This window comes from Pseudomonas sp. B21-032 (assembly GCF_024748965.1).
In the GTDB taxonomy this organism is placed as follows: domain Bacteria; phylum Pseudomonadota; class Gammaproteobacteria; order Pseudomonadales; family Pseudomonadaceae; genus Aquipseudomonas.
On sequence record NZ_CP087180.1, the window covers coordinates 2,666,212 to 2,678,295 of the forward strand.

8 protein-coding genes and 2 pseudogenes are annotated in these 12,084 nt (G+C 64.0%); 6 read left to right on the forward strand and 4 right to left on the reverse strand.

From position 1 onward, the window contains the following. The first annotated feature begins 81 nt into the window (after positions 1 to 81). The 3 genes from LOY54_RS12230 to yiaY all read left to right on the forward strand — a co-directional run bounded on the left by LOY54_RS12230 (position 82) and on the right by yiaY (position 3,472). Entirely contained in the window at positions 82 to 510 is a 429-nt protein-coding gene (locus LOY54_RS12230) for a PACE efflux transporter (RefSeq protein WP_258610532.1), read from the forward strand. Positions 511 to 689: 179 nt separating this feature from the next. Further along, positions 690 to 2,252, forward strand: coding sequence for a threonine ammonia-lyase, biosynthetic (gene ilvA, locus LOY54_RS12235; RefSeq protein ID WP_258610533.1), 1,563 nt, complete (start codon positions 690 to 692; stop codon positions 2,250 to 2,252). Positions 2,253 to 2,323: 71 nt separating this feature from the next. Further along, positions 2,324 to 3,472, forward strand: coding sequence for an L-threonine dehydrogenase (gene yiaY, locus LOY54_RS12240; RefSeq protein ID WP_258610534.1), 1,149 nt, complete (start codon positions 2,324 to 2,326; stop codon positions 3,470 to 3,472). A gap of 62 nt (positions 3,473 to 3,534) precedes the next feature. Here yiaY and LOY54_RS12245 read toward each other — a convergent pair whose 3' ends face one another. After that, positions 3,535 to 4,887: a GntP family permease gene (locus LOY54_RS12245; RefSeq protein ID WP_045198708.1), complete on the reverse strand. Its 1,353-nt coding sequence runs from the start codon at positions 4,885 to 4,887 to the stop codon at positions 3,535 to 3,537. A 99-nt stretch (positions 4,888 to 4,986) separates the two neighbouring features. Next, entirely contained in the window at positions 4,987 to 5,526 is a 540-nt protein-coding gene (locus LOY54_RS12250) for a gluconokinase (RefSeq protein ID WP_258610535.1), read from the reverse strand. A 206-nt stretch (positions 5,527 to 5,732) separates the two neighbouring features. Here LOY54_RS12250 and LOY54_RS12255 point away from each other — a divergent pair, with 206 nt between their 5' ends. The 3 genes and pseudogenes from LOY54_RS12255 to LOY54_RS27620 all read left to right on the forward strand — a co-directional run. Then, complete coding sequence (locus tag LOY54_RS12255) at positions 5,733 to 6,752, forward strand: LacI family DNA-binding transcriptional regulator (protein ID WP_195883901.1); 1,020 nt, start codon at positions 5,733 to 5,735, stop codon at positions 6,750 to 6,752. A gap of 198 nt (positions 6,753 to 6,950) precedes the next feature. Continuing rightward, a pseudogene (locus LOY54_RS27615) lies at positions 6,951 to 7,634 on the forward strand (PAS domain-containing protein); the annotation flags it as partial. Between the two features lie 105 nt (positions 7,635 to 7,739). Next, positions 7,740 to 8,171: pseudogene (locus tag LOY54_RS27620) on the forward strand (methyl-accepting chemotaxis protein); the annotation flags it as partial. Here the strand turns inward: LOY54_RS27620 and LOY54_RS12265 are convergent. Further along, positions 8,146 to 11,457 (reverse strand): transporter substrate-binding domain-containing protein, encoded by a 3,312-nt coding sequence (locus LOY54_RS12265; protein WP_258610537.1) that lies wholly within the window; start codon positions 11,455 to 11,457, stop codon positions 8,146 to 8,148. The pseudogene LOY54_RS27620 and the gene LOY54_RS12265 sit on opposite strands and share 26 nt — an antisense overlap. A gap of 7 nt (positions 11,458 to 11,464) precedes the next feature. After that, positions 11,465 to 12,079 (reverse strand): response regulator transcription factor, encoded by a 615-nt coding sequence (locus tag LOY54_RS12270; protein WP_258610538.1) that lies wholly within the window; start codon positions 12,077 to 12,079, stop codon positions 11,465 to 11,467. Positions 12,080 to 12,084: the final 5 nt, after the last annotated feature.

Here is a 12,084-nt window from a genome sequence, read left to right on the forward strand (position 1 = left end):
AGGGAGGCTCAATTTAGCTCAATTGAAGCATCGCCTCAACGCCGCTAGGGTGGGGCTTCATTGACGTTCAGGGAGGCAGATATGCAAGGCAAGTCGCGCAAGGTCGTCCAGGCCATTCTCTACGAAACCATCGCCGTGCTGTGCGTGGCGCCGGCGCTGTCCTGGGCCTTCGATGCCGGCATGGCCCACTCCACGGTGCTGTCGCTGATTCTGTCGGCGGTGGCCCTGGCCTGGAACATGTTCTACAACTGGGCGTTCGAGCACTGGGAAGCCCGCCAGGCCCGGCGCCAGCGCACCCTGTGGCGGCGGTTTCTCCACGCCCTGGGCTTTGAAGGCGGGCTGGTGCTGATCCTCTTGCCGGTGGTCGCCGGCTGGCTGCAGATCAGCCTGTGGCAGGCGCTGCTGACCAACCTTGCGCTGTTCGCATTCTTCTTTGTCTATGCCTTCGTGTTCCAGTGGGCCTTCGACCGGGTGTTCGATGTGCCCGATTCTGCCCGCGAGCCTGCTTGACTTTGCCTGGGCGGCTGCGCTAGTTTCGCTGGCATGAACACATTCCTGCAGTCGCCTCAGCACAGCATTATTACCGCCATTATCGTTTTGGCGGGCTAGCTGGCACTTGCACCGAACCCGCCCTGGAGGCGGGTTATTTCTCTCTCTCCTGGGCACTTTAAAAAAACCAGGAGTCACCGATGACCAGCCTTGCCGTTAGCCCCCGCACACCTGCCGCGCCGCTGAACCTGCTGTCTGACTACGTGCGGCGCATTCTTGCGGCACCGGTGTACGACCTGGCGATCGAAACGCCCCTGCAAGCGGCGCCGGCGCTGTCGCGCAGCCTTGGCAACCAGGTGTTGCTCAAGCGCGAAGACCTGCAGCCGACCTTTTCCTTCAAGATCCGCGGCGCCTACACCCGTCTCAGCCGCCTGAGCCCGGCCCAGCGCCAGCGCGGGGTGATCACCGCGTCCGCCGGCAACCACGCCCAGGGCGTGGCGTTGGCCGCCCGCGAACTGGGCATGCGCGCCACTATCGTGATGCCGACCACCACCCCGGAGCTCAAGGTCGAAGGCGTGCGTTCGCGCGGCGGCCAGGTGGTGCTGCACGGCGAAAGCTTCCCCCACGCCCTGGCCCATGCGCTGAAATTGGCTGACAGCGAAGGCGCGACCTTCGTGCCGCCGTTCGACGACCCCGACGTGATCGCCGGTCAAGGCACGGTGGCCATGGAGATCCTCCGTCAGCAACCCGGCGCGCTGGATGCGATCTTCGTTCCGGTCGGTGGCGGCGGCCTGATCGCCGGCATCGCCGCCTACGTCAAGTACCTGCGCCCCGAGGTCAAGGTGATCGGCGTCGAGCCGCAGGACTCGAACTGCCTGCAAGCGGCCATGGCCGCCGGCGAGCGGGTGGTGCTGGCCCAGGTCGGCAGCTTTGCCGAAGGCGTGGCGGTGGCGCAGATCGGCGCCCATTGCTTCGAGTTGTGCCGCCACTATGTCGATGAGGTCATCACCGTCAGCAGCGACGAGCTGTGCGCGGCGATCAAGGACATCTACGACGACACCCGCTCGATCACCGAACCTTCCGGCGCCCTGGCTGTGGCCGGGATCAAGAAGTACGTGGCCCGCGAAGGCGCCCAGGGTCAGACCCTGGTGGCGATCGACTCCGGTGCCAACGTCAATTTCGACCGCCTGCGCCATGTTGCCGAGCGCGCCGAACTGGGCGAGCAGCGCGAAGCGATCATCGCCGTGACCATCCCCGAGCAGCCGGGCAGTTTCCGCGCCTTTTGCCAGGCCCTGGGCAAGCGCCAGATCACCGAGTTCAACTACCGCTACTACCCCGGCAAGGAGGCGCGACTGTTCGTTGGCGTGCAGACCCATCCGCAGACCGACCCGCGCGACCAGTTGCTGGCCAGCCTGCGCGAACAGGGCTACAGCGTGCTCGACCTGACCGACAACGAACTGGCCAAGGCCCATGTGCGCCACACCGTGGGCGGGCATGCCGGGCCTGGGGCGGACGAGCGCGTGCTGCGCTTTGAATTCCCCGAGCGTCCGGGGGCCTTGCTGGGCTTTCTCGAGCGCCTGGGCAAGCGCTGGAACATCAGCCTGTTCCACTACCGCAACCACGGCGCCGCCGAAGCGCGGGTGTTTGCCGCCCTGGAAGTGCCCCAGGACGAACAGGCCGGCCTGCCCGCAGCGCTGGACGCCATGGGCTACCGCTACTGGGACGAAAGCGACAACCCGGCCTACCGGCTGTTCCTCGGCTGACTCAGATCAACACGGGGCGGGGCAGACAGGCGGATCCTCATGGCAAAGGAACATTGCATGAGGATTTCGCCATGAGCAGCACGTTTTTCATCCCCGCCGTCAACATCATGGGCATCGATTGCCTCGAAGAGGCGATGGCTGCCATTGCCGGATACGGCCTGCGCAAGGCCCTGATCGTCACCGACGCGGGCCTGGCCAAGGCCGGGATTGCCGAGCGCATTGCCGAAATGCTGGCGATGCGCGACATCGACTCGGCGATCTTCGATGGCGCTAAGCCCAACCCGAGCATTGCCAACGTCGAGCAGGGCCTGGCGCTGTTGCAGCGCGAGCGTTGCGACTGCGTGATTTCCCTGGGCGGCGGCTCGCCCCATGACTGCGCCAAGGGCATTGCCCTGTGCGCCACCAACGGCGGGCATATCCGTGATTACGAAGGGGTGGACCAGTCGGCCAAGCCGCAACTGCCGCTGATTGCCATCAACACCACCGCCGGCACCGCCAGTGAGATGACCCGCTTCTGCATCATCACCGACGAAGCGCGCCACGTGAAAATGGCCATTGTCGACCGCAACGTCACGCCGCTGCTGTCGGTCAACGACCCGGCGCTGATGGTCGGCATGCCCAAGGGCTTGACCGCGGCCACCGGCATGGATGCCCTGACCCACGCCATCGAGGCCTACGTTTCCACTGCCGCCACGCCGATCACCGACGCCTGCGCGATCAAGGCCATCGAGCTGATCAGCGACAACCTGCGCCAGGCCGTGGCCGACGGTAGCGACCTCAAGGCCCGGGAAAACATGGCCTACGCCCAGTTCCTCGCCGGCATGGCCTTCAACAATGCCTCGCTGGGTTACGTGCATGCCATGGCCCACCAGCTCGGCGGTTTTTATGACTTGCCCCATGGCGTGTGCAACGCGGTGCTGCTGCCCCATGTGCAGCGCTTCAACGCCAGCGTCAGCGCCGCGCGCCTGCGCGATGTGGCCAAGGCCATGGGCGTGGATGTCAGCGCCATGAATGCCGGGCAGGGCAGCGATGCCGCCCTGGCGGCGATCGAGCAGCTGTCGCGGGCCATTGATATCCCGCCGGGGCTGGCGGTGCTGGGGGCCAAGGAGGCCGATATTCCGACCCTGGCGGCCAATGCCCTGAAGGATGCCTGCGGTCTGACCAACCCGCGGGTGGCCAGCCAGGCAGAGATCGAGGCGATCTTTAAAGCAGCCTTTTAACAGTATCGCGGGGCAAGCCCGCTCCTACAGTGTAGGAGCGGGCTTGGCCCGCGATGAGGCCCTCAAACCACCAGCGACAACAGCATGATAAAGATGATGCCGACCACCGAGAGGATGGTCTCCATCATGCTCCAGGTCTTGAAGGTCTCGGCCACGGTCATGTTGAAGTACTGTTTCACCAGCCAGAAGCCGGCATCGTTGACGTGCGACAAAATCAACGAGCCGGCGCCGGTCGCCAGTACCAGCAGTTCACGGTTGACCCCCGGCATCATGCCGATCACTGGCGCAACGATGCCCGCGCCGGTAATGGTCGCTACCGTCGCGGAACCGGTGGCAATACGAATCACCGCCGCCACCAGCCAGGCCAGCATGATCGGCGAAATCTGTGCCTGCACGGCCATCTGCCCGATCACATTACCCACCCCGGTATCGACCAGCATCTGCTTGAAGCCACCGCCGGCACCGACGATCAGGATGATCGCCGCCGTCGGCGCCAGGCTCTGGTCAAGCAGCTTCATGATCTGCTGGCGGGAGAACCCGCGCGCCGCGCCAAAGGTGTAGAACGCCAGCAGCAAGGCGGCAAGCAGGGCGCTGATCGGGTGGCCGATCAGGTCCATCCATTGGCGCACGATGTGCTCGGCCGGCAGCACCACGTCGGCGAAGGTTTTCAGCAGCATCAGGAACACCGGCAGCAGCACGGTGATCAGGGTGATGCTGAAGCTGGGCAGGTTCTGCTGGTCGGACTCGCGGGCGATCTGCTCCATCAGCTCCTTGTTGGGGTTGCCCGGGATGTATTTGGAGATGAAGTTGCCGTACAGGGGACCGGCAATGATCGCCGTCGGCAGGGCGACGATCAGCCCGTAGAAAATGGTCTTGCCGATGTCGGCATTGAAGATGCCGATCGCCAGCAGCGGCCCCGGGTGCGGCGGCACCAGGCCGTGGACCACCGACAAGCCGGCCAGCAGCGGAATGCCGATCTTGATCAACGACACCCCGGAGCGCCGGGCGACGATGAACACCAGCGGGATCAACAGCACGAAGCCGATCTCGAAGAACAGCGGAATGCCCACCAGGAAAGCGGCGAACATCATCGCCCAGTGCACCTTCTGCTTGCCGAAGGCGCGGATCAGGGTCTGGGCGATCTGGTCGGCGCCGCCGGAGTCGGCCATCAGCTTGCCGAGCATGGTGCCCAGGGCCAGGACGATGCCGACAAAACCCAGCACGCCACCGAAGCCGTCCTGGAATGATTTCATCACCTTGGCCACCGGCATGCCCGAGGTCAGGCCGAGAAAACCGGCCGCCAGGGTCAGGGCGACAAAGGGGTGGACCTTGAAGTGAGTGATCAGCAGCACCAGGCCGATGATGGTGACCACCGCATCGAGCAGCAGGTAGGTATCAGTTGCCAAACCAAACATGGTTCAGTGCCTCGTATTGTCATTGTTGTGGGCGGAACTATTACAGCGTTTACGGGTCGAGACAGCGCTATCTTGGGTGAGCCGAAAAAACAGCCAGGGTCAGGCCGTTCGCGCCAGCAGCGGTTCACCGCAGGGCTTTAGCCACTGGTCTACCTCGATGGCCAGCTTTTCCACCGCCAGGGTGGCGTCCAGCGCCAGGGTCAGCGGCTCGCTGTTGGGCCGTTCGAGGGCGGCGAACTGGCTTTCGATCAGGCTGGCGGGCATGAAGTGGCCGGGGCGGGCGAGCACGCGGCGGCTGGCTTCAGCGGGGGTGAGATCGAGAAACACAAAGCCAAGGTCCGGCACGGCATGGCGCAGGGCATCGCGGTAGCGCTTCTTCAGCGCCGAGCAGGTGAGGATCGGACGCTCGCCGGCCTTCAGGCACGCTTGCAGTTCCTCGCCCAGGCGAATCAGCCAACCGGCACGGTCGTCGTCGTCCAGGGGGATGCCGGCACTCATTTTCTGGATATTGGCAGCGGGGTGGAAGTCGTCGCCTTCGATCAGGCGACCGCCGCTCAGGCCTGCAATGGCAGCACCGACGTAGCTCTTGCCACAGCCAGCGACGCCCATGACCACAATCGCGGAGAGGGGTGGGTTCATCGGTACCTCCTGCAGGGCAAGATAGCGCTATCTTGAAGCGAGACGGCTAACGTCTCGGGCGCTTCCCACCCAGATGTTATTGATTTTGTAAAAGCAGTCTGGATGCTCATTCCTGGCCTCATGCAGTTTTGCATTGCCTGTGGTCTGAGACAGCGCTACCTTAGTGCCCGTTCCCCATTCTTTGCAAGTCGAAAATAAAACCCCTCATGACCCGCATTGGCTCTCGTACTACCGGTCGTCCCACCCTGGCGGAAGTTGCCAGGCTTTCCGGGGTTTCCCCGATCACCGCTTCGCGGGCACTGCGCGGGGTCAGCACGGTTGCCCCCGCGCTTGTGGAAAAGGTCCAGGTCGCCGCCGCCAGCCTCGGCTATGTGGCCAACCCGGCTGCGCGGGCACTGGCCTCCAAGCAGAGCCAGTCGATCGTGGTGTTGATCCCGTCGCTGTCCAACCACCTGTTCATCGACACCCTCGAAGCCATTCACGAGGTTATGCGTCCCCGTGGCCTTGAAGTGCTGATCGGCAACTATCACTACGATATCGCCGAAGAAGAGAACCTGATCCGCAACTACCTGGCTTATCAGCCGCGCGGCATCCTGCTCACCGGTTTTGACCGCAGCGACGCCGCCAAGCAGATGCTCGCCGCCAGCGGCGTGCCGTGCGTACACATGATGGAGCTGGGCGGCGAAGGCCAGGCCATGTCGGTAGGGTTTTCCCAACAGGAAGCGGGAAGGGCGGCGGCGCGCCATCTGCTCGAGCGCGGTTGCAAGCGCCCGGGCTTTATTGCCGCGCAACTTGACCCACGGGTGATGCAGCGCGCCGAAGGCTTTCGCCTGGCCCTGGCCGAAGCCGGCCTGGATGCCCACGGCCGCGAGCTGCTGGCACCACAACCTTCATCGATCGGCCTGGGCGGCGAGCTGTTTGCCCAGCTGCTGCAGCGCCATGCCGATGTCGATGGCATTTTCTTCTGTAACGACGACCTGGCCCAGGGGGCGATTCTTGAAGCCTTGCGCCAGGGCATCAAGGTGCCGCAGCAGGTGGCCATGGTCGGTTTCAACGACCTGCCGGCTTCGGCGCACATGGTGCCGCGCCTGACCTCGATCCGCACCCCGCGCGCGGCCATTGGCCGTTGCGCCGCGCAGGCGCTGTTGGGCCTGCTTGATGGCAAGCGCAGTCAATTGCAGTGCCAGGATCTGGGCTTCGAACTGATGGTTCGCGAAAGCAGCTGAAACCGCCAGTCGGCGGGCGCTGCAAGGTGATGTCAGAGTGCTTGCACGGTGCCAATCGCCATCTATGCTCAGCAAATCCCGAGCATGGAGTGTTACAAAATGTTTGATTTGCATCGTAAGTCCGATCTGGCTGAAATCGAGCGTTGCACCCAGGCCCTGGGCCAGATGACTGCCAAGTTGGCGGCAATCAGCCGCTCGATGGCGATGATCGAGTTCAGCCCCGACGGGGTCATCCTCGACGCCAACGAAAACTTCTGCAAGACCATGGGCTACGGCGTCGAAGAGATCCGCGGCAAGCATCACCGCCTGTTCTGCGACGAAGCCTTCGGCAAAAGCGAGGAATACCGCCAGCTGTGGCGTGACCTGAACCGTGGCGAGCCGCGCAGCGGCACCTTCGCCCGGATCGACAAGCGCGGCCGCGAAGTCTGGCTCGAAGCCAGCTACATGCCGGTGCTTGGCGCCCAGCAGCAGGTCACCAGCGTCATCAAGGTCGCTTCCGATATCACCCAGCGGGTGCAGCACGAGCACGAGACCGAGAGCCTGATCAACGCCATCAGCCGCTCGATGGCAATGATCGCGTTCACCCCGGATGGCAAGGTCATCGACGCCAACCAGAACTTTCTCAATACCATGCACTACCGCCTCGACGAGGTGGTGGGCAAGCACCACAGCCTGTTCTGCCACAAAAGCGAAAGCGAGTCGGCGGCCTACAAGGCCTTCTGGGCCTCGCTCAACCGTGGCGAGTACCATTCCCACCGATTCGAGCGGGTCAACAAGCTCGGGCAGATGGTTTACCTCGAAGCCTCCTACAACCCGATCTTCGACACCCGCGGGCGCCTGTACAAGGTGGTCAAGTTCGCCAGCGACATCACCCGCCAGGTCAGCACCCAGCAGACCGCCGCCGAGTCGGCCCATGCCACTTCGGTGCAGAACGACGCCTGCGCGCGCAAAGGCTCGCAGGTGGTGCAGCAAACCGTGCAGGTGATCGAGGAAATCTCCCAGGACCTCAACGCCGCCGCGCGCAGTATCGATGCCGTGAGCAAACAGTCGGAACTGATCGGGCAGATCGTCCAGACCATCCGCAGCATCGCCGACCAGACCAACCTGCTGGCCCTCAACGCGGCCATCGAAGCGGCCCGCGCCGGCGAGCACGGACGCGGTTTTGCGGTGGTCGCCGATGAGGTTCGCAACCTGGCGGCGCGCACCAGCAAGGCGACCCTGGAGATCGTCGAAGTGGTGCGCCAGAACCACGACCTGTCGTTGACTGCCGTGGCCAGCATGCAGTCGAGCCTGAGCCGCACGGGCCTTGGCGTGGAGCTTGCCAACGAAGCCGGTGAGGTGATTCTGGAAATCCAGCAGGGCTCACAGCATGTGGTCGATGCGATCAGCCAGATCAACTCGACCTTGCAGTTGCACTGACGCGCTGATTGAGCTCGGTCTCGAGGGTCTGCAGGCTCAGTTCCAGGGCCCTGGCCAGGGCCTGCAGGTGCTCGATACCGGCGTCGCCGACACAGGCTTGCTCAAGCGCTTCGCAGCGCTGCACCACGCCCCTGGCCTTGAGCATCTTGGCGCCGCCCTTGATCCGGTGAGCCAGGCTGCGCAAGGTATCGCGGGTGGGCGTCGGACCGAGGGCGCGCAGGGCCTTGAGGTCGTCGCCGTTGCTCTGGGCCAGTTCCCGTAGCAGGCGTTCGACCAGTTGCGGGTCGCCCAGGGTCAGGTACCTGAGGTTGTCGACCTCGAAGCCGCTGGCATGTGCTTCAAGGTTATCGCTTGCCACTACCGGCGCAGCCGGGCTGTCGATGCCGGTCAGGTGACGGCGCAGTTCATTGAGGCCGATCGGCTTGAACAGGCAATCGTTCATGCCGCTGGCCAGGCAACGCTCGCGCTCTTCGGCCTGGGCGTTGGCGGTCAGGCCGAGGATCAGGCAGGGCTGGCGTTGCTGTTGCTGCTCCTCATTGCGCAGGCGCCGTGCCAGTTGATGGCCGTCCATGCCGGGCATATGGCAATCAGTGATGACTACCTCGAACTGCCCCTGCAGCCACAACCCCAGCGCCGCCTGGCCATCGCCGGCCTGGCTGACCTGATGGCCGAGCACGCTCAACTGGCGCTCAAGCAGCATCAGGTTGGCCGGGTAGTCGTCCACCACCAGGATGTTCAAGGCCTGCGTGGCTGGCGCTTGCTCGATCGGCGCCACCGGGGTGTGCATTACCGTCGCCAGCGCCAGTTGCAATTCGATATCGACGCGGGTGCCGCGGCCCGGGCTGCTGCTCAGGCTCAGGCGGCCGCCCATCAGCTCGCACAGGGTGCGGCTGATCACCAGGCCCAGGCCGGTGCCCTGGCGCGCGGGTTGCTCGCCCACCTGGGCGAAGTTGTGGAACAAGCGCGCCTGGTCTGCAGCGCTGATGCCAATGCCGCTGTCTTGCACGCTCAGCAGCACCCGGCGCAGTTGCCCGGGTTGTGGCGGGCCGTAGCGCAGGGTGACTTGCACCTGGCCCTGCTCGGTGAACTTCAGGGCATTGCCCAGCAGGTTCGACAGCACTTGCTTGAGCCGCAGCGGGTCGACCATGAGGCCTTCGTCGAGGGTCTGCAGGTCGGTGACCAAGGCCAGGCCCTTGAGCCGCGCATTGCCCTCGAACACGCGCACGGTGGCGGCGACCAGGGCAGTCAGGTCGGTGGCTTCGGCGTTCAGTTGCATGTGCCCGGACTCGATGCGGGCGATGTCGAGAATGTCGCCGATCAGCGCCAGCAGGCCGTTGGCCGAGTCGAAGGCGACCTGCAACGACGCACGATCGGCGCGGCCCTGTTCGGCGTCCTTGACCGCAAGCTCGAGCAAGCCGATCACCGCGTTCATCGGCGTGCGGATTTCATGGCTCATGGTCGCCAGAAAGGTGCTTTTGGCGCGGCTGGCATCGTCGGCCTGGTCCTTGGCCAGGCGCAGTTCTTCGAGCAGGCGTTTGCTGAAACCCAGCTCATGTTGCAATGCCTGCTGGGCTTCGCTGCGCTGGCGGATCAGGTTGCGCAGGTAGCGGTTCCAGAACACCACGCAGGCGATCAGCAGGCTGGCGACGATAACGATCTGCAGCATCAGCGAGCGGTAGTTGTACCAGGGGCTGTCGCTGATCAAGGCGTTGGTGCGCCAGCGGTTGGTCAGTTGCGCCAGCTCGTCCGGCTCGATACTCAGCAGCGCCTTGTCGAGAATTCCATGCAGCTCGGGCGCCGAGCGTGAGGTGGAGAAGGCACCGATCACCGGTTGATCGCCGAACAGCGAAGCGATGCGCAGGCGATCCTTGAATAGCCGGCTGATGAAGTAGGCGGCGTTGATCTGCGAACTGATGGCGGCATCGGCCTGGCCCTGGGCGACATGCTCCATCAGTGACAGGGGATTATCGACCTCGATCAAGCGGACTCCGGGGAAGTTCGCCTGTAACAGCGGCTTCAACGGATAGTCGCGGATGATCGCCAGGCGCTTGCCGTCCAGTTGTTCGATACCTTGCACGGCGTCAGGTTCGGCGCGAGTGACCAGTACCCGCGGGCTGAGCATGTATGGCCGGGTAAAGCGCAGGCGGGCCTCGCGCTGTTTGCTGGGGACCAAAGTACTGGCAATGTCGGCATCTCCCTGTTCAAGCAAGGCGATGGTTGCGGCACCAGGATCGGCTTCGATGAACTCGAACTTAAGGCCAGTACGCAAGCTGATTTGTTCCAGCACGTCGGCGCTGATGCCGCGCAGTTGCTGTTGGTCGTCATAAAAGGTCAACGGCGCGTAGTACTTGTTGAATACTACCCTGGCCACCGGGTGCTGCTCGATCCACGCTTGCTCCTGACGACTTAGCGGCAGGGCCCCGCGGTTGAGCAGCATGCTGGTGCTGCCACTGCTCCAGCGGCGCAGGATGTTCAGACGCTCGGTTTCACTGGTGACGGCCAGCGACTGGTTGAGCAAGCGCAGCAATCGGTCGTTGCCCAGGGCCAGGGCAAAGGCGAAGGTTTCGCGCTCGTGCCTGACGAAGTGCGAGATCTGCACACTTTCCTGAAAGCTCTTGCCGATCAGGTAGTCACTGCTGATGGCATCGCCAACAAAGGCGTCGGCCTGTCCCAGCGATACCGCCGACAAGCCGGCCATGGTCGAGGAGTACAACTGCAGGTGGGCCTTGGGAAACAGGTGCTGGACTTCTTCATCCGGCAGGTAGTGATCGACCATGGCCAGGCGTAGCCCGTCCAGTTCGTCATCGACGGCGCGGGTCTTGCCCTGGGGCGTGACGATGACTGGCAAGTCGTCGGCATAGGGTTGGCTGAGCACCAGTTGCGCATCGGCAGCCTCAAAGCCATTGGAGCTGCCGAGCAGGTCGATGGCCCCGGCGTGCAGGGCGGCGATTGCCTGTTGACGGCTGTTGTAGCGACGCACTTCAACGGGGATGCCCAGCAGTTCGCTGATCAGCCCGGCATAGTCGGCGGTCAGGCCCTCGTACTCGCTCTGGCTGACATTGATATCGAAGGGCGGGTAGTCCGGGCTCGAGGTTCCCAGGCGCAGCACGGCTTTTTCCTTCAGCCAGCGCCTGTCAACCGCCGACAGAGCGACGCCTTCGCCACCCACCACTGAGCGAGCCAGCAGGGTGCGCAGCTCGCCGGGCTCATCGGCCAGGCTGCTGTCGAGCAGCAACAGCGGCAGGCAGCCCAGCACCAGGGCCAGCAGAGCAGGGCGGATGTTCATGACGGGCTCAGATCACCTGGTTACGAGTGGCCAGAGCCATTAACTCGACGAAAGATCCTACCTGAAGTTTCTCCATGATCCGGCTTTTGTAGGTGCTGATGGTTTTCGGGCTCAGCAGCATGCGTTCGCCGATGTCGTTGTTCGACAGCCCGGCCGCGAGCATGCGCAGCACTTCCATCTCGCGGTGCGACAGGCTGCCCAGGCGTTCTTCTTCAGAACCCAGCGGGCCACGGTTGGCCGACATGTCGGGGAAGGTCGAGTAGCCTTTGACCATGGCTTTCAAGGCGAATACCAGCGCTTCCAGGTCCTCGTCTTTGTGCACGAAGGCGGAGCTGCCGGCATCCAGGCAGCGACGGGCGAACAAACTGGCCGGTTGCCCGGTGAGGACCATGATTTTCGGGGTTTTTTCCAGCAGGTGCAGGCGCTTGATCACGCTCAGGCCATCGAGCCCGGGCAGGCCGATATCAAGGATGACCACATCGGGGCGCAGTTCGCGGGCCATCTGCACGGCAGCCACGCCGTCGCCGGTTTCGCCGACCACTTCGTAGCGTTCGCGCTCGAGCAGCATGCGCACCGCAAGGCGAATCGTGGGGTGATCATCGACGATCAGTACCGTAGGCATTGGCG